Annotated in this window: 24 protein-coding genes; 10 read left to right on the top strand and 14 right to left on the bottom strand. The window is 51.4% G+C overall.

Features of this window, described 5'->3' with window-relative positions; translation table 11 throughout:
• The first annotated feature begins 21 nt into the window (after positions 1–21).
• Genes alr through ABFZ83_RS02525 form a run of 3 tightly spaced genes read left to right on the top strand, consistent with a single transcriptional unit; the run spans position 22 to position 2,693 of the window.
• Complete coding sequence (gene alr, locus ABFZ83_RS02535; RefSeq protein ID WP_411817863.1) at positions 22–1,110, top strand: alanine racemase; 1,089 nt, start codon at positions 22–24, stop codon at positions 1,108–1,110.
• A 27-nt stretch (positions 1,111–1,137) separates the two neighbouring features.
• The gene (locus tag ABFZ83_RS02530) at positions 1,138–1,911 is read left to right on the top strand and encodes an MlaE family ABC transporter permease (RefSeq protein WP_411817862.1); all 774 of its coding nucleotides are present in this window, start codon (positions 1,138–1,140) and stop codon (positions 1,909–1,911) included.
• A 2-nt stretch (positions 1,912–1,913) separates the two neighbouring features.
• Positions 1,914–2,693, top strand: coding sequence for an ABC transporter ATP-binding protein (locus ABFZ83_RS02525; RefSeq protein ID WP_411817861.1), 780 nt, complete (start codon positions 1,914–1,916; stop codon positions 2,691–2,693).
• A 117-nt stretch (positions 2,694–2,810) separates the two neighbouring features.
• On the opposite strand, the gene ABFZ83_RS02520 is transcribed toward ABFZ83_RS02525, so the two are convergent.
• The 4 genes from ABFZ83_RS02520 to ABFZ83_RS02505 form a co-directional block, all read right to left on the bottom strand.
• Entirely contained in the window at positions 2,811–3,302 is a 492-nt protein-coding gene (locus ABFZ83_RS02520; protein WP_411817860.1) for a VOC family protein, read from the bottom strand.
• 145 nt (positions 3,303–3,447) lie between these two features.
• Positions 3,448–4,410 carry a helix-turn-helix domain-containing protein gene (locus tag ABFZ83_RS02515; RefSeq protein WP_411817859.1) on the bottom strand — a complete coding sequence of 321 codons (963 nt, stop codon included), beginning with the start codon at positions 4,408–4,410 and terminating at the stop codon, positions 3,448–3,450.
• A gap of 163 nt (positions 4,411–4,573) precedes the next feature.
• Complete coding sequence (gene ygiD / locus ABFZ83_RS02510; RefSeq protein WP_411817858.1) at positions 4,574–5,359, bottom strand: 4,5-DOPA dioxygenase extradiol; 786 nt, start codon at positions 5,357–5,359, stop codon at positions 4,574–4,576.
• Between the two features lie 4 nt (positions 5,360–5,363).
• Positions 5,364–6,551, bottom strand: a complete 1,188-nt coding sequence (locus ABFZ83_RS02505; protein WP_411817857.1) for an aromatic ring-hydroxylating oxygenase subunit alpha — start codon at positions 6,549–6,551, stop codon at positions 5,364–5,366.
• Between the two features lie 303 nt (positions 6,552–6,854).
• Between ABFZ83_RS02505 and ABFZ83_RS02500 the strand changes: the two genes are divergently transcribed.
• Positions 6,855–7,331: a flavin reductase family protein gene (locus ABFZ83_RS02500; protein ID WP_411817856.1), complete on the top strand. Its 477-nt coding sequence runs from the start codon at positions 6,855–6,857 to the stop codon at positions 7,329–7,331.
• 47 nt (positions 7,332–7,378) lie between these two features.
• Positions 7,379–8,293: a ribokinase gene (gene rbsK, locus ABFZ83_RS02495; RefSeq protein WP_411817855.1), complete on the top strand. Its 915-nt coding sequence runs from the start codon at positions 7,379–7,381 to the stop codon at positions 8,291–8,293.
• A 1-nt stretch (position 8,294) separates the two neighbouring features.
• Here rbsK and ABFZ83_RS02490 read toward each other — a convergent pair whose 3' ends face one another.
• The 4 genes from ABFZ83_RS02490 to ABFZ83_RS02475 are packed head-to-tail and all read right to left on the bottom strand — an operon-like array spanning position 8,295 to position 12,319.
• The gene (locus ABFZ83_RS02490; protein WP_411817854.1) at positions 8,295–9,530 is read right to left on the bottom strand and encodes an acetyl-CoA acetyltransferase; all 1,236 of its coding nucleotides are present in this window, start codon (positions 9,528–9,530) and stop codon (positions 8,295–8,297) included.
• Between the two features lie 16 nt (positions 9,531–9,546).
• Positions 9,547–9,936, bottom strand: coding sequence for a nuclear transport factor 2 family protein (locus tag ABFZ83_RS02485; RefSeq protein ID WP_411817853.1), 390 nt, complete (start codon positions 9,934–9,936; stop codon positions 9,547–9,549).
• 12 nt (positions 9,937–9,948) lie between these two features.
• A complete protein-coding gene (locus tag ABFZ83_RS02480) occupies positions 9,949–10,773 on the bottom strand; it encodes an oxidoreductase (protein ID WP_411817852.1) in 825 nt (274 codons plus the stop codon).
• Between the two features lie 25 nt (positions 10,774–10,798).
• Positions 10,799–12,319 (bottom strand): AMP-binding protein, encoded by a 1,521-nt coding sequence (locus ABFZ83_RS02475; protein ID WP_411817851.1) that lies wholly within the window; start codon positions 12,317–12,319, stop codon positions 10,799–10,801.
• 137 nt (positions 12,320–12,456) lie between these two features.
• On the opposite strand from ABFZ83_RS02475, the gene ABFZ83_RS02470 reads away from it, so the two are divergent.
• The 5 genes from ABFZ83_RS02470 to ABFZ83_RS02450 are packed head-to-tail and all read left to right on the top strand — an operon-like array spanning position 12,457 to position 18,025.
• Positions 12,457–12,837, top strand: coding sequence for a cupin domain-containing protein (locus tag ABFZ83_RS02470; RefSeq protein ID WP_411817850.1), 381 nt, complete (start codon positions 12,457–12,459; stop codon positions 12,835–12,837).
• The gene (locus tag ABFZ83_RS02465) at positions 12,830–13,615 is read left to right on the top strand and encodes an HpcH/HpaI aldolase family protein (protein ID WP_411818791.1); all 786 of its coding nucleotides are present in this window, start codon (positions 12,830–12,832) and stop codon (positions 13,613–13,615) included. Before ABFZ83_RS02470 ends, ABFZ83_RS02465 begins: the two co-directional genes overlap by 8 nt.
• Before the next feature lie 14 nt (positions 13,616–13,629).
• Positions 13,630–14,394, top strand: a complete 765-nt coding sequence (locus ABFZ83_RS02460; RefSeq protein ID WP_411817849.1) for an IclR family transcriptional regulator — start codon at positions 13,630–13,632, stop codon at positions 14,392–14,394.
• Positions 14,391–16,463, top strand: coding sequence for a hydantoinase/oxoprolinase family protein (locus ABFZ83_RS02455; protein WP_411817848.1), 2,073 nt, complete (start codon positions 14,391–14,393; stop codon positions 16,461–16,463). The genes ABFZ83_RS02460 and ABFZ83_RS02455 overlap by 4 nt, the downstream gene beginning before the upstream one ends.
• Positions 16,464–16,474: 11 nt before the next feature.
• On the top strand, positions 16,475–18,025 hold the full coding sequence (locus ABFZ83_RS02450; RefSeq protein WP_411817847.1) for a hydantoinase B/oxoprolinase family protein: 1,551 nt from the start codon (positions 16,475–16,477) through the stop codon (positions 18,023–18,025).
• 66 nt (positions 18,026–18,091) lie between these two features.
• Here ABFZ83_RS02450 and eda read toward each other — a convergent pair whose 3' ends face one another.
• The 6 genes from eda to ABFZ83_RS02420 form a co-directional block, all read right to left on the bottom strand.
• Complete coding sequence (gene eda, locus ABFZ83_RS02445) at positions 18,092–18,712, bottom strand: bifunctional 4-hydroxy-2-oxoglutarate aldolase/2-dehydro-3-deoxy-phosphogluconate aldolase (protein ID WP_411817846.1); 621 nt, start codon at positions 18,710–18,712, stop codon at positions 18,092–18,094.
• A gap of 14 nt (positions 18,713–18,726) precedes the next feature.
• The gene (gene edd, locus ABFZ83_RS02440) at positions 18,727–20,556 is read right to left on the bottom strand and encodes a phosphogluconate dehydratase (RefSeq protein WP_411817845.1); all 1,830 of its coding nucleotides are present in this window, start codon (positions 20,554–20,556) and stop codon (positions 18,727–18,729) included.
• Positions 20,557–20,566: 10 nt separating this feature from the next.
• A complete protein-coding gene (gene pgl, locus ABFZ83_RS02435; protein ID WP_411817844.1) occupies positions 20,567–21,283 on the bottom strand; it encodes a 6-phosphogluconolactonase in 717 nt (238 codons plus the stop codon).
• Positions 21,273–22,796: a glucose-6-phosphate dehydrogenase gene (gene zwf / locus ABFZ83_RS02430; RefSeq protein ID WP_411817843.1), complete on the bottom strand. Its 1,524-nt coding sequence runs from the start codon at positions 22,794–22,796 to the stop codon at positions 21,273–21,275. Before zwf ends, pgl begins: the two co-directional genes overlap by 11 nt.
• 135 nt (positions 22,797–22,931) lie before the next feature.
• Complete coding sequence (locus ABFZ83_RS02425) at positions 22,932–24,341, bottom strand: amidohydrolase family protein (protein ID WP_411817842.1); 1,410 nt, start codon at positions 24,339–24,341, stop codon at positions 22,932–22,934.
• 101 nt (positions 24,342–24,442) lie between these two features.
• The gene (locus ABFZ83_RS02420) at positions 24,443–24,934 is read right to left on the bottom strand and encodes a VOC family protein (RefSeq protein ID WP_411817841.1); all 492 of its coding nucleotides are present in this window, start codon (positions 24,932–24,934) and stop codon (positions 24,443–24,445) included.
• Positions 24,935–24,962 lie beyond the last annotated feature (28 nt).

Genomic DNA, 24,962 nt, shown 5'->3' with positions numbered 1-24,962 from the left:
AGCCGCCTAATGCTGGCTTGTATGAGCCAAACTTCGCTATCCACGCCGCGTCACGGACCTTGGGTCGATATTGACCTATCCAACCTCTGTGAGAACTATGCGCTTTTGCGCGATGTGACGAGTGATTGTGAAATCGCGGCGGTCGTCAAATGTAATGCCTATGGATTGGGACATGAGAAAATTGCCCATACGCTGTCGGCACGCGCTGGTTGCGAGACCTTTTTCGTAATTTACCCCGAAGAAGGCTTGGCCCTTAGAGAGACCTTAGCCGATCGGAACGCCCGGATTTTTTGCCTCGCGGGGCAAAACGATGACACCTTACCGTTGTTTGATCAGGCATCCCTCATTCCGGTTCTGAACAGTCTCGAACAGGCGAAACACTGGGCCAGTAACCGGCCCGGGCAAGAAGCCTCGCTGCATGTCGACACTGGCATCAATCGAATGGGCGCAGAACAGAGCGCCGTGAATGAGATTGCGGCACTCAACAGTCTGAATATTAGTCTGGTCATGAGCCATTTGGCTTGCGGGTCGTCGCCGGACCATCCGCTCAATCGGACACAGCGTGAGCGTTTTGTCGCCGCGGCCACCCACTTCCCGGATGCTCGGCTGAGCCTGGGCGCATCCGCGGGCGCGCTGATGGACCGGGAATATCATTTCGACATGATCCGCGCCGGCATCGCGCTTTATGGCGGCTCACCATTTGACGAGGACGATTTGCGAATCAAATCTGTTGCCTCGCTCAAGGCTCCGATCGTCCAGGTTCGGGATATTGCTGCTGGGGAGGCGGTTGGATATGGCGCGACCTACACCGCAAAGAAACCGGCGAAAATCGCAACCGCTGCGCTGGGTTATGGTGACGGCTATCCACGCAATAACATGCCAGCCGGTATCGCACTTGTGAGCGGCGCACGCGCGCCGATTGCGGGCCGGATATCCATGGACTTCATCACAATTGATATAACCGGCTTGAAGAAATCCGTAGAACCCGGTGATATTGCAGAGTTTTTTGGTCCGAATTTACGCCTTACCGAAGCTTCGAGGATCACCAATCGGGTCGCTTATGATTTGCTTACAGGACTTGGCGGACGGGTCGATCGCCGCTACCTCTAATATCCACCAAAGGGGGGATCTCCGCCGATGAACGTGATTGCCATGATCGGCAGCATGACGATAGAGGCGCTGCGCGAAACAGGCCGCATGGCCAATTTTGCGGGGCGCGGTGCTGTCACTTGGGTATTGGGTCCTTTCTATTGGCGGGCTTTCTTTTCCGCTTTTGGAAGGATCGGCTTTACATCGTTGCCCGTCGTCGGGCTCACGGCTGTATTCACCGGTGCCGCGCTTGCGCTCAACATTTATGATGGCAGCCTTAGGTTCAATGCCGAGACTTTCCTTCCGCAAATTCTCGGCGTTTCCATTGTCCGCGAATTGGGCCCTGTTCTCGCGGCACTGATGGTCGCCGGACGCTGTTCGTCTGCGATGGCGGCGGAGATCGGCACGATGCGCGTAACCGAGCAGATCGATGCCATGTCGACGCTCGCCGTTGATCCCTTCAAATATCTGATCGCACCGCGAATTTTAGCGACGACGATCGCCCTGCCCTTGCTCGTTTTGATCGCGAACATCATTGGCATTTATGGCGGCTATCTCGTGGCCGTATATGCGCTCGATTTTTCCGGGCCCGTTTTCATTACAAACCTTGCCGACTTTTTGACGACACGCGATGTGGTCTCGGGCATTATGAAAGCAGCCGTGTTTGGTTTCCTGATCGCAGTCATGGGATGCTATTACGGCTATCATAGTCGCGGCGGCGCGCAGGGTGTTGGTGCTGCAACCCGTACCGCCGTTGTCGCCGGTGCGGTTGCCGTTCTCGCCTCGAACTATTTCATGACGTCCCTCCTCGTTGAGACTTGAGCATGAGTAAAGCCAAACACACAATCTCCGTCCGCGATCTGCACAAAAGCTTTGGCACCAAACAGGTTTTGCGTGGTGTTGATTTCGATATCGACAAGGGCAAGTCGCTGGTGATCATCGGCGGTTCCGGTACCGGCAAATCAGTCTTGCTGAAATGCATGCTCGGGCTTTTGCGGCCCGATAGAGGCACCGTCCAAATCAATGGTCGCGATATCGCACGCCAAACCAATGCTGATCAGAAATACATGACCGAACAATCGGGCATGTTGTTTCAAGGCTCGGCCCTTTTTGACAGCTTACGGGTTTGGGAAAATGTCGCCTTCAGATTGCTCAACGCTGAGAAGAAATCGCGAAGCGTAGCGCGCGAAAAAGCCATTGATTGCCTGACGCAGGTCGGCTTGGCCCCTGAGGTCGCAGATCTCCAACCGGCTGCGTTGTCAGGCGGTATGCAAAAACGCGTCAGCCTTGCACGAGCGATCGCCTCTGATCCGCATATTCTCTTTTTCGACGAACCAACGACGGGCCTCGACCCAATCATGGCGGATGTTATCAACAATTTGATCGTTGATCGCGTTAAAGCCCTTGGCGCAACGGCCATATCAATCACACATGATATGGCATCAGCGCGAAAAATCGCCGACGAAATTGCAATGCTTTATCAAGGCCGCATTATCTGGCGCGGCACGCCAGATGAAATCGATAATTCCGGTAATCCGATGGTTGATCAATTCGTTCACGGACGTGCCGAAGGGCCAATTCAAATGACGCTCCGGCGTAGCTAACAAACACCAATAAAAAATAGAGCCGTTGGATGATCCAACGGCTCAATCGCGCCGCAAAGACGCTAAACAATAATTGGTGGCCAGATCATTCGTTCTGAACTACTCCGGCCGAGTTATTTATTCGCGAGTATAATCTTCAGGGATCTGAGGGTTGTCGCCACCCTTTACCCAAAGCAGAATTTCGTTGCCCCATGGATCGCGGAAGCAATGATTGAATCCGTTGAACTCTTTCCAATAGTGATTGCGCCACAATACGGTCGCACCGCGCTTCTCAGCTTCGCCAAGAATGCGATCAACTGAATCATCCTCGCTGACCATGATCCAGATACGCGCTTTACGGCCAGTATCCGCTAGCTTGCGCGGCTCAACACCTTCGGGATTTGGATTTGGACGCGCATTCGCCGCGTCAAAAATACCAAGATGAAGATTACCGACTTCACTTTGCGAACCGTCGGAAAGGCGGAAGTTCTGACCGGGAACCATACGGTGGAACACACCCTCTGGACGCGCATCATTCTCCCAACCGAAAACAGCAGCGTAGAATTCGCCAGCCGCTTTTGGGTCATCGGATGCCAAGTCAACAAAAATCAGTGTGTTCGGATATGCCATGTATTCCTCTAACCTTTTCGGCGCATCATTCATGATTGCGCACCTAACCCTTTGTATCTGTTAGTGGTAGAGAAGGTCGGCCATACGGTCTTGACTAGAAGCGTCCCGAAATTTGCCTCTCGGCACACACCCTTCGACGCAACAATCAGCTATCCCCTAAAGGCCTGATATGCTTGCGGAATTCCCGAGGTGAGACGCCGAATTGGTCGCGAAAAGCACGACTGAAATGGGCGGACGAGCTAAACCCCCAGCGGAAGCAGATTTGCGTAATTGAGAGATTATCAAAAGCCGGATTGAGGAGGTCATCCTTGCACCGTTCGAGACGGCGCATGCGGATATAGGTCGCGATCGTTTGCCCTGAGGTCGAGAACAGTTTTTGCAGATAGCGGATAGAGACCCCTTCGCGATCGGCAATATATTTCGTGTCCAGTGCGGGGTCCCCGAGAAATGCCTCAATCGTCTGCTGAATTCGGTTGAGATGCGCGGTGCGGTTCGCAGCAGCGCCCCCGAGTGCCACCTCGCCGCCTTCAGCCATGATGCAGGAGATCAACAACTCGGCCAATGATAATTCGATCGGACGCAATTCCGATGTGTCCATGGTCTCGAAATCTTCAGCAATATCGAGCAATAGGTTCGAAAAAATTCGCGCGATACTCGAATCCATACGGATGCAGCCTAATTGCAAGGCAACGGGGCTAATCAAACGCGGATCAATGACCAGCGGCGGCGCAGTAATGAAAATCTGCTTGTAAGGCGTTTTATAGGAAAGCGACGCCTGCTTGCCGCCTGTCCTCCCGTACACAATATCACGAGGCGCAATCTTCAAGTCCATGCCTTCGGCATCAAGCTGCGCGTCGCCCTTGATCATCGCCGCCATCCAGATCGCATTCGGTTGATTGCCATATTTCCCGGCAATTTTTTGCGGCTCTGCCTCAACCACGGAGATTTTGATTCCGAGTGGCGATTCCCGCGAAATAATCGAACCGCGGAAAGTCGAAGGATCTTCTACGGTTTCAACCGGCAGGTTGATTCGTGACATCGCCTCACGCCAATGGGCGACGCTATTTGCGTCGCTTTCTGCGGCGGTGGCGTATTTCCAGACACTCATAAAATCAAAGGCCAATGGTTTAAACGGCTGCTTATACTGCCGTTCACCCCCAAAAAGCTATATGCATGAAAGCCGAAGTCACCGGGACGAACATTGCCGCCCCGGCGCTCGGGAGAAAGTACAGTCGATTTAGTGTGCGCGTTAAACAGACTGTACCGGAGGCCTAGCGAAAGGTGATGCTGGTCATGCTAAGCGATTTATAGATGATGAAATCCGGGTTGAATTTCACTTCGTAATCGTCGCCAGCGGCACCAACCGCATATAAAAGCGGCAAATAATGGTCATTGCCGGGAACAGACCGAACCGCGTCCTGACCTGCGTTCAGGTAGTTAGCGAGGCCATCAGTATCTTTCTTTTTAACGCAGTCCTTGATGTAGTCGTTAAAGCGCGTCGCCCAATCATAGGGCTTCGCTTTTTCGTTCCATTCCATAACACCAAGATTATGGACGATATTCCCCGTACCAACTATCAAAATGCCTTCATCGCGGAGCGGCTGTAACTTACGGCCTAGCTCCAAATGCCACTCCGGCTCTTTGGTTGCGTCCATACTTAGCTGAACGACAGGTATATCGGCATCCGGAAACGCTTTCATCAAGACAGACCAAGTACCATGATCAAGCCCCCAACGCTGATCAAGCGTTACAGGAACCTCAGGCTCCAACAGATCTTTAATCCGTTTCGCCAATTGCGGGTCGCCCGGTGCAGGATATTGAATACGGAAGAGATCCGCACCCAACCCTTGACCAAAATCATGGATCGTTTGCGGGCGCTCCATCGCGGTAACGCCCACACCGCGCGTCAGCCAATGCGCCGATATCGACAGAATCGCTTTTGGCTTTGGCACGGACTTGGCAATTTCTCGCCAAGTCTTTGTCGTGCTGTTTGTTTCCCGCGCAATGGTCGGACTACCGTGCCCATAGAAAATTACGGGCATTCTTGAATTTGCCATTGCTTTATCCGTTCTTATTCATCTTTTTCCAAGTGGCCTGATAGCGCGGAACCAGCCATCCATTCAACTGGCTTTGTGCGCCTTCCTGCCATGAATAACGACCACGGATAGCAAAGCGAGAACGCAGACCAATTTGCACGAGTTCGTCGACATGCTGGTCCTGTTCCATAATTTCTTCGGCTGCTGCCATCGTCATGGCGAGCTTGTGGGAATAAGAAGGGTCACTCATGGTGCCTTTTGCGAAAAGAACACCCGTATCCATGTAATGCGTTTCCGCAGTTTCGGCGCGGACGATCAGATAGATGATCATGTCCGATGTCATGACCAGCGAAAGCGTTGGCGGGATATTCGCAAACACCATTTGCATCCGATCATCATCCGTCAAGCCCGGGAATACCGGGAACAGCGCTTTTTGCGTCGCGTTGAACGCAGCGTCCTTGTGGAGAGAGCCGTTTGTGCGGAAATAGCCTGCGGTATCTTCTGGCAATTCCGGGAATACCGCCTTTTCACTAGGCACAAAGTCATGAAGCGGACCTTGGTGCAGGCGGCTAGCATGGTAACCGTCATTGTTGTTCTCAAACATAACCTTCCAATTCCAAGGAAGATGTTGAGCTTTTTCCGGGTGTGGCCCTTCGGTGTTTTCGAGATCGTATGGCTTCAATACTTTTTCGACTTCTGTAAGGCGCGGTGCCAGCGGCGGCGCATCCATATCGAAGTTTACGAAAATAAACCCAAGCCAAACTTCGACTTTCAGTTCAGGCAGTCGAACGTCAGCTTTGTTAAAGTTACAAGTGGTTTGCGTTTCCGGCGCATTAATCAATGATCCGTCTAGCCCATAAACCCAGTGGTGATAAGGGCAAACAAATCCGCGCGTATTCCCGCGGCCTTCGGCAACCAACATTGCCCGGTGTTGGCACACGGACGACATCGCCTTGATTTCATTCTTGCGCGTACGCGAAATAACGAGTGGCTCACCGATTATTTCGGTTGTGAAGTAGTCACCGGGATTTTCGACCCAGGATTCACGGCCAACGCATAACCATTCATGGTTAAAGAGTGCTTCCTTTTCCAGCTCGAAAAAATCATCATCCGTATAACATTCCGGTGGCAGCGTTTCAGCCTGCTCCACCGGTAGAATAGAGCTATCCAGGGAACGGAAAAATTCGTCATTCATTTTCAGGCCGGTTTTCATTTGGCGCTTTCCTCACGGGTATTAAAAAACTTTCCAGAGACATAAGGCTCGCCTCGACAGCGTTTTTGATCTTGTCTCAATACGCCCCAAGAGTTGCATTAAACAACGCAATAGAATGTGTTTACTGACCGAACAGTTTACTAAGAATCGTTCGCAAACGCAGCAATTGAACAGTTACGTAACCGGGCGTTTCTGGTCATGCGCCCACATTGCAGCGCAGGTAAAATTACGCCAATAGGGTCTCTGCGCCAAAGCGTATTCGACAATTCTAACCTAAAAGCCGCGAAGAAAAAGGATTTCCGTATGAGTGAGCAAATCGTGTCCCCCGATGATTGGCGCAGCGTGATGGGGTATTTTGCCTCTGGCGTGACGGTCGTAACGGGTTGGGACGGCACCGAACCTGTCGGGACAACCGTTAGCGCATTTTGCTCAGTCTCATTAACGCCGCCGCTTTTGCTGGTATGCCTTGATCATAACAATCCGGCGCTCGCGCCAATCAAGAAGAAAGGCCGTTTTGGCGTAAATATCCTGAGCGCAGACGGCATGGACGTCGCCATGCGCTTTGCTACGCCAATGGAAACCAATCGGTTTGAAGGTTTAGATTTTGTCCACACAGATGGTGGTGCCCCTCGCCTTTCCGGTGCGCCGGTCTTTATCGATTGCGATCTTCACGACACTTATAGCGTCGGCGATCACGATATTTTAATTGGCCGTGGTCGGAAGGTTGAAAAAGAACTCACTGCTAAACCGATGATTTATCATCAAGGCAAATTTCTTTAACTAATTCTGGACCGCCAAACAATTCCGCCAGATCACTGAGGTTTTTAATGACTATAGCAATCGTCGGCAGCACCAATATCGATCTTGCCATTCGGGTCCCGCATATCTGCGAAAAGAACGAAACCGTTATCGGCTCAGGTAGCTATGAAATTTTCGGCGGCGGAAAAGGCGCAAACCAGGCCGCTGCCGTCGCAGCAGCGGGCGGAAAAGCGAGCTTTATTAGTAAGGTTGGCGTCGATGCATTCGGCGAACAATCAATGAAAGGCTTAATTGATGCTGGCGTCGATTGCAGCCACGTCATTCGCGATAATAACAGCGCAACCGGATTGGCAGCGATCCTTGTTGATCAAAATGGCGATAATGCCATTGCGGTTGCACCGGGCGCGAATGAAGCGTTGACAATTGACCATATAAACGCAGCCGAATCTGTAATTGCCGACGCCTCGCATCTGGTCGTTCAATTAGAGGTTCGGTTTGATACAGTCCGCCACGCAATGAAACTTGCGGCGAAACACGGCACAGCGGTTATATTTAATCCGGCCCCCGCGCCAGCGGCAAATGAAGAATTCGGTCCGGTTACTTATTTCACACCAAATGAGGTTGAAGCCGCTGCGCTCGCTGGTATCCCTGCCGAGGACGAAAATAGCCTCGATAAAATCAGTGCAATCTTTTTCGACCGCGGCGTAGAAAACGTCATCATTACACTCGGCGCGCGCGGTTGCTTTGTACGCTCAGCAAAGGAACGTATCTTTATTGATCCCTATCGCGTCGATGCTGTTGATACGACTGGCGCAGGCGACACATTCAATGGGTTTCTGGCCGCTGCGCTTTCTCGCGGCGAGGCGCTTGGCCAAGCGGCGAAATATGCCTGCGCTGCGGCTGCATTATCGGTTACAAGACACGGTGCCCGCACCAACCTTCCGACCCATGACGAAGTGACTGACTTCATGGGCCGGAACTAAATTACCCTTTGTCGAGGACAAATGCGGCGGCAGTCGTAGCGCTGCCGCCAAGGTTCAGCATACCAAAGCGTTGCGCATTTTCGACCTGATAGTCACCGGCGCGATCCGTTACCTGTTTCCAGCAATCAAGCATCATACGCACACCAGTTGCCCCAACAGGGTGACCACATCCGATTAGACCACCGGACGGATTAATTGGCGATTTACCGCCAAGCGCGACATCACCCGCTTCGATTGCTTTCCATGCCTCGCCGGGAGCGGTAATGCCGAGGTGATCGATCGCCATATATTCCGTGGGGGTAAAGCAGTCATGGACTTCAAAACCGTCAACGCCCGCGGGGCCGTCTATGCCAGCTCTGCGATACATATCAAGGATCGCCGCACGAACATGCGGGAAGACATATTCCGCATCACGGCTTTCATCTAGTTTCTCATTCAAACCAATATGCGCTGTTTTATGCCCCCAACCTGAAATTCTGGGAGCGTCACTCAGTGTACGACCGGCACGTGCGACAATCTCGGCCGCCTTCTCATCACTTGCGAGAAATACAACTGTGCCGCCATCGGTAATTTGACTACAGTCATGCTTTCTAATCATGCCATCAATGGTCGGATTCGCTTCATCGTCGGACGTGAAGCTTTTCTCGTCAAAGCCCCATTTTCTGGTTTGAGAATTCGGATTACGCTTCGCGTTTTCGAAATTAATTCGAGAAATCTCAGAAAGGTGTTCGCGCTTTAGGCCGTAACGCCGCTCATACTCTTCACCCAGTTTCCCAAACATGTGTGGCCACGGATATTTAACATCAATGCATTCCCGCCCAGCCCAAAGCGCGGGAGAACCAATAAATGCAGCAGCCTGTGCGCCGGGCACATTGCGCATCATCTCTACGCCGAGCACGGCGACCAGATCATAACGGCCCGCTTCAATTTCTGACATGGCGGACAAAAGCGCCATACTACCCGATGCGCAAGCTGCTTCATGCCGCATCGCGGGCGTACCCGCCATTTCAGGTGCAGCAGCCGTGAAAAAACCGCCCAAATGTCCCTGATCGCAAAAGAGTTCCGCGGTAAAATTACCGACATGGGCGCTCTCGATCTCGCCTGAATTTATATGCGCTGCCTCTAAACCGCCATGCAGCGTTTCAGTGAAGAGCGCGGTCAGGTCTTTTTCCTCGCGCGCCCAGTTTTTCGAGAAGTCGGTTTGGAAACCGCCAATTACGCGTACATTTCGGCTCATAGTAATATCCTGTATCTTATGCTTGCTTCGTTTGCTGAAGAAATGTGAGGCCGTCCCAGTAATCCTGACGTTCCGCAACCAATCCATCTCGGACGTCGATAACCATAACACCCGGAATATCAATTGAATGGCCATCGCTATTGGCACGCATCTGATAGGTTATGGCAACTTTGTTTCCATCCTCGATGACGTCTTTGACTTCATATTGAAGCCCTTCGAATGCCCCTAGGAAACCTTTCAATCGCTCACGATAAACGGCGCGGGTTTCACACCCCTTGCCCAATGCCCCGGATTGATTGTTGACGAAATCCTCCGTCACATTAGCCGCTACCGTTTCCGGATCACCCGACGCGAAGGATTCGATATAACGAACCGCAACATCTTTTGGCGTATTACCTTCGGCCATATTCAAAACCACCTATTTCTTGATGCTCATCGTGACCGGCATCCATTTTGTCATGTCACCGATAAAGGTATTCAACTGCTCGCCAGCGTAGAAAACGGCGTCCTCGCCTAACAGCAAATGCGTAGGCGGCTCGTCGCTACTCAACGCCTTGACGATTGCCTTCGCGGCTTTTTTCGGGTCGCCGCCATAACTGCTCTCGTCCAGAAGAACTTTTCGAGGCAATTCAGTAATTGTTCCCTTATAGGCGTCAATCTGCTGTTCAGCAGTCACTAGTGATCGCTTACCGAAATCCGTTTCGATTGCACCCGGTTCAATATTGGTAACTTTAATTCCAAACTCCGCAACCTCTTGCGCCAGTGTTTGGCCAAGACATTCAAGCGCGTATTTACTGGCACCATACGCCGCGGAACCGGCCCATGGCGCAAGCCCACTAACCGAGGTCACATTTACAATTTGGCCTTTTCCGCGTTCACGAAACTTTGGTAATACGGCCTGCGTTACAGAAAATGCGCCGAAAAAGTTTACCTCGAAAACCCTGCGGAGTTCTTCGAGCGATACCTCTTCGATTGCGCCGATCATTCCAAATCCGGCATTATTGACTAAGACATCAAGACCGCCAGTGCAGGCTTCTGCCTCCATGATCGCAGCCGGAATTTTTTCGTGATCGGTTACATCGAGAATAATACCAAATGCATTCTCAGCATGAAGCGATTGAAAGGCATCTTTATCGGCTTCGTTGCGAACCGTACCCACAACCTTATCGCCATTCGCTAATACTTCTTGCGCAAGCGCGCGGCCAATACCACTACTAACACCTGTAATTAACCAGTTTTTCATAACGCCTCTTTATTCTGTAGTCGAATTATTTATTGCTCTCATCGATAGTTCTTAGTTCGGATTTCAAAACTTTGCCGTAATTATTCTTTGGCAGTTCATTTACAAAAACATAGTCTTTTGGTCGTTTAAACCGCGCAATTTCATCAAGGCAAAGATTATCAAGCGCTTCTGGCTGGATTGTCTTGCCTTTTTGCGCAACCACATACGCAACTACGACCTCGCCCCAATCCGAATCTTTTCGGCCGATTACGGAGACCTCAGCGACGTCACTATGCTTTAAGAGCACTTCTTCAATTTCGCGCGGATAAATATTAGTACCACCGGAAATGATCAGATCTTTGGCCCGATCTTTTAAAGTCAGGAAACCGCCATCATCAAATACGCCGTAATCGCCAGTGTATAACCACCCGTCACGAATCGTATCACGCGTCGCTTCTGGGTTTTTCCAATATTCGCGCATCACGGTCGCGCCGCGCACGACAACCTCTCCGACCTCACCGGCATCCAGAAAATTTCCCCGCTCATCAGCGATACGCACCTCTACCGCACTCTGCGGAATACCTACCGAACTAAGCCGGTCATATTTATCAGGGTGGTTATTCTCGACATGGGCCTGACTACTTAACGCCGTGATCGTCATCGGCGTTTCACCCTGCCCGTAAAGCTGCGCCATTTTAGGGCCAAACCTGTCAAGGCCAGCAAGGCAATCTTCGAGATACATCGGACCACCGCCATAAATTATAGCTTTCAAATTGTCCGTATCGGTCTCTTTTGGATGTTTCAAAAGTCGCGATACCATTGTCGGTGCCGCGAAAAAGACGACACTTTGATGCGCATTGATTAGGCCGTAAATTTCCTCGGGATCGAAACCTCCACTATCCGGGATGACGTGGCAACTCGCTTTCATCACATGCGCTAGCGCATACAGCCCTGAACCATGGCTCATAGGTGCTGCGTGAATAATCGTTCGCCACGGACTTTCCTGATCAACATCCGCAAAATAGCAAAATGACATCGCAAGAAGGTTTTGATGGGTTAGCACCGCCCCTTTTGGTCTGCCTGTTGTTCCGCTCGTATAGAATAACCACGCAGCATCATTTGGATTGCGATGCACGATCTCCAAACTTTGCTCGTTATACATCGACAAATAATCAGCAGACCCGATTTCGATAATCTTATCGAGCGTATTGATATTCAAACCACCAATCGCCGCACTTAATTTTCGTGAGGTCACACAAAGCTTTGCGCCGCTATGGCTTAAGATATATTCAAATTCTTTGGCATGGAGTTTTGCGTTGATCGGCACAGCCACCAATCCTGCCCACCAGCAAGCGTAAAGCACCTCTAAATATTCTGGGCAATTTTCCGCTGCTATGGCGACGAAGTCGCCTTCTGACAATTGATAACGGTTACGCAAGGCACAGGATATTTTGCTAACCCGCTCGCTTAACAGTCCATAGTTAACGACAGGCTTGGTGCCAATCGCGATCGCTGTTTCCCCCGGAAAAGCGCGGCCCGCGCGCTTTAAATGTGTCGCAATATTCACGGATTCTTTCTCCGTCTACTGATTCTTTTGGCACGATTGCGGAATCGCACTTGACGAATATAAGCAAACTTGCTGTGATTATGCTAGATAATATTTCGATTATGTTATGCATAACATTTTTGCCATAAGGAGCCGAGATGTCGAAGAAAACACCGATCTACAACTGGGATGACCTTGAGCGTGAAGCCGTCCGCGAAGGCGTGTCTCGCGCAGGTTTCCGCGGTGACAATGTTCTTATGGTCATGAACTGGCTCGAACCGGGTATGGAAACAAACCCGCATAGCCATCCGTTTGAGCAGGTTGTCTATATCGTTAAGGGCCAGATGCGGTTCCATGTCGGTGATGACGTGGTCGAGGGCGGACCCGGCAGCCTTATTCGTATCCCGCCCAATGTAGAGCATTACGGGCACCCGATCGGCGACGAAACTGTTCTCAATCTCGATGTCTTCTCTCCAATTCGCGAAGATTACCGGCATTTGGTCGAGTATCAGGAAAAGGACTTTGAAGACGGTGAGTGATTATCTCGCTATATCCAAGGCCCTGCGCAATCGTATCGAAAAGCGCGAACCGGTAGTTGGCACCTTTGTCAAAACACCCTCACCGCATATTGTCGAAATATTGGGCAATGTAGGTCTTGATTTCATCGTCTTGGATGCAGAGCACGCGCCTTTTGATACTGCTTCATTGGATATGTGCCTTCTCGCCGCCCGCTCTGTCTCGCTCCCGGCGCTGGTACGCATACCGAATAAAAGCCACGATACGATTCTTCGCGTGCTTGACATGGGCGCATCGGGTATCGTTGTGCCGCATATTCAGACCAGTGATGATGTAAAATCCGTCGTCGACGCCGCGCAATATCGCGGCGCGGGACGCGGCTTTTCGGCAAGCCAACGCGCGGCCGACTACGGCGCGCGCGAAGCTTGGTACTATACGGCCGAAAGCGATGAAAGCCTTATTTTAATTGGCCAAATCGAAGACGCGGATGGCGTAAAGAATGCTGCATCAATTGCAGCGGAAACTGGTATGTCTGGTATTCTTATCGGACCGGCGGATCTCGCCAACTCGCTCGGCGAGAAACAGTTTGGTGGCCCGAAAGTAGAGCGCGCCATCGACGACATAAAAACTGCCTTTGAGAATTCAAAAATGGCTCTCGGTATTTTCGTCGGCACAAGCGAAGGTGCCAATACCTATCTTGAAAAAGGCATTAGCTTTTTTACAGCCTCAACAGATCAGGCGCTATTACGCAAGGCCGCTATCGAATCTGCTGATAAATTCCGCAATCTGAGCGACAAATAAATTTCGGTGAAGTAATGTCAAATTCAGTACCTATAAATTCCGTAGTCGCATCTTTTCATATTATTGAACTCATGGCGGAAGCTGGCGGCCCGGTCTCTATCACCTTTCTTGCCAATGCAATGGGCACAAACAAACCGCGCATTCATCGTCATTTAAAAACCTTGGCATTGCTCGGCTATGTCCGTCAGGATCAGTCAAGCCTCTACTTTCTGACCTCGAAAATCCGGTATATCAGCCGCGCAAGCCATGGCATCGTTGAACTACTGAGCATTGCTCGCCCGCACCTGATCGAATTGCGTGACAAAACCCGGCAAACAGTCACCGTTGGCGAGGTCGAGGCCGACGGAATTAGAAATCTCGAAATCCTGCGTGGCGGCGGTGCCGTTGAAATCACCTCAACGCCAGGTTCATTTTTTGAATTCTATTGCTCCGCGCAGGGTAAAGTCGCCCTCGCCTATGACGAAACCGGTCAATTGCTCGATGTCGCGCGTCGTCGCGCCGAACTTGCGAATTCCACTTGTGATTTCAATAAATTACAAAACGAACTTGAAGCCGTGAAAGAACGCGGATGGGCGGTAGCCCCTGGCGAAGTCATCCCCGGCATAAACGCTCTTGCGGCCCCGGTTTTCGACGGCGTCGGAGAGCTTGCAGGAACAATTTCGATTCTCGGTTCAACCGAGCATGTCGCCCCCACACCATCCGATAAGCTGATTGAAGATATTCAAAACGCGAGCCGAAAAATTTCATCTGAACTTACATTTAAGGAGAAAGTTGCATGACTGCCAAGTATGGTATTGCAGTCGACATTGGCGGGACATTCACGGATGTAGTCCTTATCCGGAATGACGGCCAAGCATGGACCGACAAAACACTCACTACGCATGAAGACCTTTTGAAAGGCTTTTTTACCGCAACCGATTTGGTTTTCGAAAAAGCGGGAATCTCTTTCGAAGATGTCAATGACGTGGTTGCACACGCAACAACCGTTGTGACCAATGCGCTAATCGAGCGTAAAGGCTTTCCGACGGCACTTATCACGACCGAAGGGTTTCGAGACGTTCTCTATATCCGCGACGAACATCGCTATGACATGTTTGATCCGCAGATCGAATATCCAACGCCTTTGATCGAACGTGACACCACATGGTCGGTCAATGAACGTGTCTATGCTGATGGATCGGTCGGTAAAACAATTGACGAAGAAGAAGCGCGTAAAGTCGCCGAAGAAATGAAAGCCAAGGGCGTTCAATCGGTCGCGATTTGTCTGCTCAATAGCTACCTTGTAACCGATAACGAGCGAGCGCTCCGCAAAGTCATCAACGAAGTTGCGCCAGAGATTTATGTTACTCTATCGAGCGATGTTGCGCCGCAGATGCGCGAATATTTGCGCACAAGTACGGCGGCCCTAAACGCCTATACGGTGCCAATTACGCGCCCCTATCTTGATGGCCTCATCCAGAATTTGCGCGACCGAAAAGTTGAACAACAGCCATTGATCATGCTTTCCAATGGCGGCGTTGTTGGCGCAAATGTAGCCGGATCTTACCCTGTTCGTATGATCGAATCTGGTCCTGCGGCCGGTGCGCTTGTCGCAAGTTATTTTGCTGGCAAACATGGCATTGAAAACCTGATGTCATTCGACATGGGCGGCACAACGGCAAAAGCCTGCCTCATCCAGGACGCGAACCCACTTGTTATCGGCGATTTCGAAGTCGACAGACGCTATCGCTTCAAGCCAGGCAGCGGCATGCCAATCACGATCCCATCAATCGATATGATCGAGATTGGCGCTGGCGGCGGTTCAATCGCGCGCGTTGACGATCTTGGCCTGCTTAAAGTTGGCCCAGACAGTGCTGGCTCCAACCCCGGCCCGGCTTGTTATGGCCGTGGCGGAGAGAACCCATGCGTAACCGACGCCGATGTTGCCCTTGGCATTCTCGACCCGGATAACTTCCTTGGCGGCGACATGAAGCTTGATGCGGATGCGTCCCGCGCTGCACTCAAGCGCCTTGGTGACAAGCTCGGAACATCGGTCGAAGAGACAGCATTCGGTATTTATAGCGTCGTTGGCGAATCCATGGCCGCTGCTGCCCGCGCACACGCGACAGATCGCGGCGTTAATTATCGCGGATTGCCTCTCTTGGCGTTTGGCGGGGCCGGTCCGGTTCACGCTTGTTACGTTGCTGAGCGGCTTGATAGTAATCAGGTTATCTACCCACCGATGGCGAGTGTTCTTAGTGCTTTCGGTACGTTGATTACGCCTGTCCGCCTTGATCTCGTACGGAGTGCTGTGACGCAGCTCGAATCTGTTGATTGGGCGATCATCAGTGATCGGATTGGTGAGATGCTCGCCGAAGGTGAAGAAGCTCTTCACGAAGCTGGTATCGAAAAAGACGCGATCACCTATCAATACTCGATCGATATGCGCTATTTCGGTCAGCAGAATGAAGTCACTGTAACGCTCGACGACAATCCGGCGCAGAGCCGAAATGTGGCCGATTTACGCAAGCGCTTCGAAGAGGGCTATAAAACGCTTTACGGCGTTCAACTCGACGATATCGGTATCGAAATTGTCAATCTCCGCGTCACGGCAAGCAGCACGGATTCCGGTCGCGAAGCACGTCATACGCTACCGACAAAACCGGCAGAGCCAAAAGCTCACCGCGATGTTTTCTATCAAACCGAAAAAGTTTCGGTTCCGGTTTATGACCGTCGATCACTCGCGACTGGCCAGAAAATTAGCGGCCCTGTGATTGTTGAAGAACGCGAGACAACCGCATTCATCCTGCCGGATTGGACACTGTCCGTACACGAAGATGGCAGCCTCATCGCGGACAGGAAGAAATAGGAGTTATACCAATGGACGGCATTGAATTAGAAATCATGTGGGGCAACCTTGTCAGCATCGTTAGCGAGCAAGCTAAAGCCCTTCAACGAATTGCCTTTAGCCCGATCGTTCGCGAAGCTGGTGACCTTGCAACGGCATTGTTTGACGCTGACGCAAATATGGTCGCACAGGCGATTACCGGAACACCGGGACATATCAATTCGCTCGGCGCGGCAGCAAAGAACCTGATTGCGATTATTAAGCCAGAAGATCTTGAGCCCGGTGACGTGCTCATTACCAATGATCCGTGGATGTCTGCTGGACACTTTTTCGACATCACGGTTCTGACCCCAATCTTCCGTAACGGAAAAATTCTTGGCTATTGCGGATCAACGATTCACCACACAGATATTGGTGGGTATGGCGTTGGTGCCGGTGCACGGGATATCCACGAGGAAGGTCTTTGGATTCCGGTTCTCAAGCTTTATGAAGCTGGAAAACCGAATGAAACGCTTCACCAGATCATTCGTCAAAATGTCCGCACACCAAACGCTATTTTTGGCGACCTCTCAGCGCAGGTCTCAAGCGGGAAAATGGGCGGTGAACGGCTCAATATGATGTGTGACCGGTACGGGCTTGACGATATTGTCGAGCTATCCAAAGAAATCATTAGCCGGTCGGAAACCGCAACGAAGAATGCCATTCGCAAGCTTGCTCCCGGCGATTACTTTGGCGAGACAAGTTTCGACGTACCTGGCGGCGAAGTCATAACGCTTAAAACCAAAGTCACCGTGGATACAGACGCTGGTGAAATTACTGTCGATTTTGACGGTAGCTCGCCTCCTTCAAAAGCCGGTATCAACGTGGTGATGGCGTATACCCACGCCTATTCTACTTTTGCGATCCGCAGTATTTTGAACCCTGACCTTCCGAATAATGCTGGTAGCCTTAATCCGATTAAGGTGAAGGCACCGTCAAATTGCATTGTAAATGCAGAATATCCGGTACCGGTGAATGCGCGCCATGTTGTCGGCATGTATGTACCATTTCCGATCCTCAAGGCGTTTTCACAAATTCTTCCGGATCGTGTTTTGGCTGAAGGTTCCGGTGCTGTTTGGACAATCCAGATTCAGGGCCGCGATTCAAATGGCGAGCCTTTCATCAGTTCGATGTTCAACTATTCCGGCGGAATGGGTGCCCGGGCCGAAAAAGACGGTCTTTCTGCGACATGCTACCCGACGGGCGTTGCGGCTGTGCCGATCGAAGTCCTCGAAGCATCTATCCCGATCGAATTTACTCGCAAAGAAGTCGCAATCGGTAGCGGCGGCGCAGGTAAACAACGGGGCGGCGATGGCCAGTTAATCGGCTTTAAAATGCGCAGCGGCAATGAATGGCTGCTCAATGCAATTCCAAGCCGGTTGAATATTGCTGCCGAAGGGCTTGCTGGCGGTGAGCCTGGCCTGCCCGGGTCATTCGAAGTCAATGGTGAAGCAAAGATGCGCGCACAAAAACTTCCGATGGAACCGACGGACGAAGTGCTGATGACGACCCCGGGCGGCGGCGGATATGGCTCCCCCACCTAATCCGACGTTACTCGGATAAAGAAAAGCACCGGATTTCGATCCGGTGCTTTTTTATCTCTGGCTCTTTTATTTCAACGCGGAAGCAATTTTCGCATTATGTTCGATTGCGTTCCAGTCTTGGTTCGCAATCAGATTTTTAGGCGCGATCCATGATCCACCCACACAGGGGACGTTCGGAAGCGCCAAATAGTCCGTCGCTTTTTTAGCGTCTATTCCACCCGTTGGACAAAACGAAACATTCGGCATTACTGCATGAATCGCCTTTAAAACCGGTAATCCGCCCGACGCTTCCGCAGGAAAAAACTTAAGCGCATTAAATCCGGCATCAATCGCGGTGATCGCCTCTGATACCGTTGCAACGCCCGGTAATGCCGGTCTGCCTGCGCTCTTCAATGCGGCGAGCAATGATAGCGACGCCCCTGGCGTCACAAGAAAATCCGCACCAGCATCAATGCTTTTTTCGACGTCATCTTCACTCAATATTGTTCCCATGCCGATAAAAAGGTCGGGTGCTTGCGCTTTCATAGTCGAGAGCGCTTCTAGGGCGCAATCGGTTCGCAATGTAAGCTCGATGACTTTCAATCCGCCGCCAGTTAACGCAGCGACCAATTCCGACACGACATCAAGGTTTGGTATTTCGATCACCGGAATGACCGAAGCGTTGCTCAAAATTGTTTCAATGTTCATTTTAAAATCCGGATTTAGTCTTCGAGGTCCCAACCAAACACCATCGCACCAGCCTCAGCGTCGCCAGCCAATGATCTGAACCCGGCAAACAGTTCGCGCCCAGACCCGCGACGATCATTTGAAAGGTCATGTTTCCGCGTTTCGCGCAAATCAATATCTTCGTCACCGAGAACTCTCAGATCTCCCTTTTCCGCATCGAGACGAACAATATCGCCGTCTTTTATCTTCCCGATGGAGCCGCCATTCAACGCTTCTGGAACAACATGAATGGCCGCCGGAACCTTTCCTGATGCGCCCGACATTCGACCATCAGTCACGAGAGCAACCTTAAACCCTTTGTCCTGCAAAACGCTGAGCGGCGGCGTCAGCTTATGCAGTTCCGGCATGCCGTTGGCTTTCGGCCCTTGAAACGGGACGACCGCGACAAAGTCCTTGTTTAGCTCGCCGGCTTTAAATCGATCGATGATTTCTTGCTGCGATGAAAAAACAATGGCCGGTGCTTCAATATATCGGTTTTCCGGTTTTACCGCAGATATTTTGATAACGCCGCGACCGATATTGCCGTCAAGAACTTGAAGCCCGCCTGTATCCGCAAAGGGCTCTGCGACAGGGCGCAATATCTCTGCATTTTTGCTTTCGGTTTCAATATTTTCCCACGAAAGCATATCGTCAGTAAGGGATGGCACCGTGCTATAGGGGCGAAGCCCCTCGCCCATTACGGTCATCACGTCGTCATGCAACAGCCCGGCATCGATCAGCTCACGGATAATGAATGCCAACCCGCCAGCGGCGTGAAACTGGTTCACGTCTGCTGAGCCATTTGGGTAAACTCTGGCAAGGAGTGGTATTTCCGTCGATAGCTCCGCAAAGTCATCCCAATTCACCAAGATACCGGCCGATCGCGCCATGGCCACCAGATGGATTAGATGATTGGTCGAGCCTCCCGTTGCATGAAGCCCGATTATCGCATTCACAATCGAACGCTCGTCTATGACTTCGTAAAACGGTATAAACTCCGCGCCAAGCGCCGTTGTCTTACCAACGCGGCGTGCAGTTTCTTCAACGATTTTGTCACGCAAGACAGTTCCGGCATTCACAAAGGCGGAGCCCGGCAGATGAAGCCCCATGACTTCCATCATCATTTGGTTTGAGTTGGCCGTGCCGTAAAAGGTACATGTTCCTGCGGAATGATAGCTCGCGCTTTCCGCCGCGAGCAGTTCTTCGCGGCCTATTTCCCCTTTGGCATATTGTTGCCGAACGCGCGCTTTTTCATCGTTCGAAATACCAGAGGTCATCGGACCCGCTGGCAAGAACAAAATAGGCAAATGACCAAATCGCGCCGCGCCAATAAATAATCCGGGTACGATTTTATCGCAAACGCCGAGCATAAGTGCGCCATCGAAAACATTATGAGATAGCGAAACAGCGGTCGCCATTGCTATTACGTCGCGGGAAAACAAGGACAAGTCCATTCCCGGTTGCCCTTGCGTAACGCCATCACACATCGCCGGCACGCCGCCAGCAATCTGCGCCGTCGCACCCATCTCATTTAATGTCTGTTTTATAATGTCCGGATAAGCACCAAGCGGCTGATGGGCCGAAAGCATGTCATTATATGAGGTGACAATGCCGATATTGGGACCATCACCTTTCGCAAGTGCCTTTTTATCCGCTAGCGAACAAGCAGCAGCCGCATGCGCCAAATTTCCGCACGATACATTCGATCGATGGGGGCCTTTGCTCGCTGCCTCATGCATTTTCTTTAAATATTGATTTCGTAAATCTCGGCTGCGTTCACGAATTCGGTCAGTCACGCGCCTTATCGTATCGTTCAAATGTACCACGGACTACTCCTCAGGGTGCCCAGCAAATCCATATGTCAGGACGCGCATTTAATATGGCGCGCACCGGCATCTCTTCAATTGGCCCTCGCTCTATCGCACGTTGCAATGTAGCTTTCTTTTCATCGCCGGTGATCAGCAAGCAAACGCAACGAGCTCGTTTCACATGCCCCAGTGTCATGGTAAGCCGATCTAGGTGCGATCCCGTCACTTCACTCTCTTTGGCTTTCACTGCCGCGACGATTGCCCCGTCCTCTTCCGATAGAGCGGTTTCTAATCCTTCCGCGTGCGGAAACCATGATGCCGTGTGCCCATCATTGCCCATGCCAAGAATTGCGACATCAAGCTCTGCCCCCGTGTCGTTCAATTTCTCCGCCGCAACATCAACACCATCCGATGGCGAAGCGCAATCGGACCACAGGCCAACAATCTGCGCCTTTTGGGCTTTATTCTGTTGCAGCATTTTGCGGACAAAAGATTCATTCGACCCCGGCTCACCGGGCGCGACCCAACGCTCGTCCACTAGCGGTACCATCACGCGATCCCATGCTACATCGCGCTCCGCAAGGGTTTTATACAACCCAGCTGGCGTCGAGCCACCTGAAGCGGCCAATTGCGCGGTCTTTCGTTCTAGAAGCGCTCGTGAAAGATGAACCTCAACAAGATCGGCGACCCGCTCCGCCATCTGCTGCCTAGACTCAAAGCTGATTATTTCAATTTTATTGTCCATGGTACCATTCACGTCCATCTCGATCGAGCAACATCGCTGCCTGCACAGGGCCATCCGTACCCGCCGCATAAGGATGAACCGGCGTTTCGTCCTGCTCCCAACCGGCAAGAATACCGTCTACCCATTTCCACGCCGCTTCGACTTCATCACGGCGCATAAACAACCCTAAATCACCCCGCACGACAGCCATCAAAAGGCGTTCATAGGCATCAGGATATCGTGCCTCAAAAGTCTCTGCGAATGACAAATTAAGCGGAACATATCGTAGGCGCATGCCGCCCGGCCCCGGATCTTTGGTCACTAATAACAGTTTTACGCCTTCATCCGGCTGAAGGCGAATAACCATCCGCGTCGGCGGAATTCCCGCTTTTCCGTTCTGGACCAACGCGTGTGCGATTTCCTTGAAATGAACGATAATCTCAGAATAACGCTCAGGCATTCGCTTACCGGTGCGGAGGTAAAACGGTGTGCCCTTCCAACGCCAATTATCGATATTCGCTTTGATCGCAACAAAAGTCTCGGTATCGCTGTCCTCGCCTAACTCTTCGGCATAACCGGGCACCGCTGCGCCGTTTGATGCCCCACGATGATATTGTCCGCGCACGGTCGTTTCTCGAACATTCTTTTCCGTAATAGGCCGCAACGCACGCATGACTTTAATTTTCTCATCACGCACCGTGTCTGGATCAAGATCCAATGGCGGCTCCATCGCGACCAGGCACAAGAGCTGAAGCAAATGATTTTGCACCATATCCCGCAGTGCGCCCGATTTATCGTAATAGCTCGCGCGCGTTCCCGCCCCGATAGATTCGGAAACGGTTATTTCCACATGATCAATTGCGTTCGCATTCCAGACCGGTTCGAATAGCGAGTTCATAAACCGTAGAACCGTCAGGTTCTGAACAGTTTCCTTGCCTAGATAATGATCAATTCGGAAAATCGCACCTTCATCAAAAACCGCACCGACAGCTTCGTTAATGTCTTTCGCTGAGGATAGATCACGGCCAATTGGTTTTTCGAGAACGATCCGCGCATCAGGCGATTTGAGCCCGGCACGGTCTATATTAGCACTGACCGCGCCATATAAATCGGGCGCAAGCGCCAGATAAAAAACACGTTGCTTTGCGCCAGACGTATCGAGCAGCTCGCAAAGCGGTGTCCAATCCACATCGTCACTGACGACGTCTAGCTCTTTATAGAAGAGCTGCTCAGAGAATTTTTTCCATTCCTCGTCGCTTATTTCTTCCTGAGGATGGAATTCTCGAAAGCTCTTAAATGCAAGGTCGCGAAATGACTGATCATCATAGGCGCTGCGCGACACCCCAATGATTTTCGATTCTGGAGGAATTTGATCATCGCGCCAGCGGTGAAATAAAGACGGAATGAGTTTGCGCAATGACAAATCACCAGCGGCACCGAAAACAACCAGGTCAAACGCCGTGACGGGAATGAAATGTGCTGACCCCTTTTCAGTGGTATCATCTGTTACCGTTTGGATATCCGTTTTTTCCATAGATCACTCATTCTGCTGGCCGCAATTCGCCATCGTCATGCACCATAACGAAGGTTCACGATCTTAGTATGACGTAATTTTTCAATTCTTCGATACAATCGGATCGAAAGTGCCAAATCTTGCGGCTACCCGCTATTAGATCACCGGCCAAGGGCTATGCACTTTTATGCCGGCACGATCAACAATAGCTTGGCTGGACTTACGGATTTCCGCAAAAAGCTCGTCCTCGTCGATTTTTGTCGAACGGTAATTTTCGATCACACGCTCGCCTTCGACCCAAACGCTATGCGCGCCAATACCCGCATTTGCCTGCAAGATTTGTTCGACAACGTCAAATTCCGGGAACCATTCCGGGCGATCCGTATCGAAACAAACAATATCGGCCTTCATACCCGGTTCAATCGCGCCAAGCGACGATTGCATATTCATGCCGCGCGCACCGTTGAGCGTGACCATCTCCAGCACCTCGGTTGCCGGGAAAACATGCTCGTCAATTCGTGCATCCTTGAACAAACCGGTCATCAGTCGCGCACAGGTCAGGAGGTCAACAAAGACACCATCAGTTCCCAACATTATATTGACGCCGGCTTCAGCCATTTCAGGAAACAACCCAATCTTAGTGACGCCAAACGCGCCCTTTAACGCCGCATGCGGACAGAAAATAACATTGGTTTTGGTATCCGCGAAAATTTCGACTTCGCGCTCGTTCACATAGGCAGCATGTGTGATCATCACGTTGTCGCCCAAAACGCCGATATCCGCCAGATGTTCAATCGGCCGCTTGCCAGTATTTTCCAAGAACCAATCCGGATCTGATTGATGCGGGCTCATATGAGCGGAAATGCAAAGTCCGTTTTCATCCGCCAGCCGTTTTGCCGCTAACCAGACCTCGTCCGGGTTGACCGTATGTCCAATCAATAAAGGCCACGCAGCAACACGGCTGCTGTCCGTTTGTTTGTATTTTTCGACTTGCGCTTCGAGGGTCGCGATTGCTTCATCAATCGTCGCCGTGTCGGTTTCATTCGCAGCGAAGTTTCGCCCTTCAACCCAGCCGCCAATACGGCCCCGAACGCCCGTTGAAGCGACACCTTCAGCAACGGCATCCAGATGACGGATGGTTCCGGCTTCGACAAATGACGTGACGCCAGAATGAAGCATCCGCATTGCCGAGCATTGCGCAGAAATTTTCTCGTCATGTGGTTCGTGGGCATGAAATAGCGGGATCACCCACTTGGTCAGCACGTCGGTGAAATCCTCACCCGGTGCGCCGCGGCGAACGCCTTGTGTTAGCGGATCACCCGTGATGTGAACATGACCATCGACGAAGCCTGGCGTGATAACAAAATTGCGCCCATCAACTTTCTCTTTGGCATCAAAAGCAGAGGCGATTTCATCGGTTTTCCCGACAGCAACAATCAAACCATCCTTCACCGCGATCGCGCCATCACGAATAATCTGACGCGACTCATTCATCGTGATAATTGTTGCGCCGCTGATAACGGTATCCACCGAAGAACGCTGCTCGCTTGATGGTTTCGTATTCATGGAGTTCCTCTGATGGGTTCGCCTATTATGCGCTCACGGGCTGCTATGTCCGCAATAATAATTGCGGACATTTGCGGAAAAAATAAATCGCCCAAATATTACTATTTGTCGTCAGAACCCCAGATTTCACGGGCTTTCTCGTATACGCCCTGATCATAGGAGAACTCGACCATATTGCCGTTCGGGTCTTTCAAAAAGCAAATGTAACCGATTTGCTTCGGCATTTGCATCGGGCCTAGTTCAAGGCACCCAGCGTCTTTAGCGCGGGCAGCAATATCATCGACCATTTCTTTCGTCGGAACCTCAATACCGATATGCGCAAATGGACCAAGCACCGGATGCTTTGCGGGCGCAAAGGGGTCTTTCCCCTCATGGAATTGCGCCAACACCAAAACGAACGGCGACTCCGCCTGCGACGCATCGCCAACCCAAGCATTATAGCCATTTTCGTCTTCGCCTCGGTGCAGAAGACTAAGATGCGTGAATTCTTCATACCACGCGATCGTTTCATCGATATCATTCACATGAAGGGCAATATGCGTCCAAAATGGCTTCTTCGGGCGAAGCTCGTGATTTGGTTTTTCTTCGGACATCCAAATGCTCCTAATATTCAAACATGCA

It is taken from the genome of Hyphococcus formosus, assembly GCF_046736345.1.
GTDB classification, from domain to species: Bacteria; Pseudomonadota; Alphaproteobacteria; order Caulobacterales; family Parvularculaceae; genus Hyphococcus; species Hyphococcus formosus.
This window is presented reverse-complemented; position numbering and strand designations above follow the sequence as displayed.

What these genes read in the sequence shown, in the direction of transcription:
- alr (WP_411817863.1), top strand. Translation starts at nt 22, where the DNA reads ATGAGCCAAACTTCGCTATCCACGCCGCGTCACGGACCTTGGGTCGAT.
- ABFZ83_RS02530 (WP_411817862.1), top strand. Translation starts at nt 1,138, where the DNA reads ATGAACGTGATTGCCATGATCGGCAGCATGACGATAGAGGCGCTGCGC.
- ABFZ83_RS02525 (WP_411817861.1), top strand. Translation starts at nt 1,914, where the DNA reads ATGAGTAAAGCCAAACACACAATCTCCGTCCGCGATCTGCACAAAAGC.
- ABFZ83_RS02520 (WP_411817860.1), bottom strand. Translation starts at nt 3,302, where the DNA reads ATGGCATATCCGAACACACTGATTTTTGTTGACTTGGCATCCGATGAC.
- ABFZ83_RS02515 (WP_411817859.1), bottom strand. Translation starts at nt 4,410, where the DNA reads ATGAGTGTCTGGAAATACGCCACCGCCGCAGAAAGCGACGCAAATAGC.
- ygiD (WP_411817858.1), bottom strand. Translation starts at nt 5,359, where the DNA reads ATGGCAAATTCAAGAATGCCCGTAATTTTCTATGGGCACGGTAGTCCG.
- ABFZ83_RS02505 (WP_411817857.1), bottom strand. Translation starts at nt 6,551, where the DNA reads ATGAAAACCGGCCTGAAAATGAATGACGAATTTTTCCGTTCCCTGGAT.
- ABFZ83_RS02500 (WP_411817856.1), top strand. Translation starts at nt 6,855, where the DNA reads ATGAGTGAGCAAATCGTGTCCCCCGATGATTGGCGCAGCGTGATGGGG.
- rbsK (WP_411817855.1), top strand. Translation starts at nt 7,379, where the DNA reads ATGACTATAGCAATCGTCGGCAGCACCAATATCGATCTTGCCATTCGG.
- ABFZ83_RS02490 (WP_411817854.1), bottom strand. Translation starts at nt 9,530, where the DNA reads ATGAGCCGAAATGTACGCGTAATTGGCGGTTTCCAAACCGACTTCTCG.
- ABFZ83_RS02485 (WP_411817853.1), bottom strand. Translation starts at nt 9,936, where the DNA reads ATGGCCGAAGGTAATACGCCAAAAGATGTTGCGGTTCGTTATATCGAA.
- ABFZ83_RS02480 (WP_411817852.1), bottom strand. Translation starts at nt 10,773, where the DNA reads ATGAAAAACTGGTTAATTACAGGTGTTAGTAGTGGTATTGGCCGCGCG.
- ABFZ83_RS02470 (WP_411817850.1), top strand. Translation starts at nt 12,457, where the DNA reads ATGTCGAAGAAAACACCGATCTACAACTGGGATGACCTTGAGCGTGAA.
- ABFZ83_RS02460 (WP_411817849.1), top strand. Translation starts at nt 13,630, where the DNA reads ATGTCAAATTCAGTACCTATAAATTCCGTAGTCGCATCTTTTCATATT.
- ABFZ83_RS02455 (WP_411817848.1), top strand. Translation starts at nt 14,391, where the DNA reads ATGACTGCCAAGTATGGTATTGCAGTCGACATTGGCGGGACATTCACG.
- ABFZ83_RS02450 (WP_411817847.1), top strand. Translation starts at nt 16,475, where the DNA reads ATGGACGGCATTGAATTAGAAATCATGTGGGGCAACCTTGTCAGCATC.
- eda (WP_411817846.1), bottom strand. Translation starts at nt 18,712, where the DNA reads ATGAACATTGAAACAATTTTGAGCAACGCTTCGGTCATTCCGGTGATC.
- pgl (WP_411817844.1), bottom strand. Translation starts at nt 21,283, where the DNA reads ATGGACAATAAAATTGAAATAATCAGCTTTGAGTCTAGGCAGCAGATG.
- zwf (WP_411817843.1), bottom strand. Translation starts at nt 22,796, where the DNA reads ATGGAAAAAACGGATATCCAAACGGTAACAGATGATACCACTGAAAAG.
- ABFZ83_RS02425 (WP_411817842.1), bottom strand. Translation starts at nt 24,341, where the DNA reads ATGAATACGAAACCATCAAGCGAGCAGCGTTCTTCGGTGGATACCGTT.
- ABFZ83_RS02420 (WP_411817841.1), bottom strand. Translation starts at nt 24,934, where the DNA reads ATGTCCGAAGAAAAACCAAATCACGAGCTTCGCCCGAAGAAGCCATTT.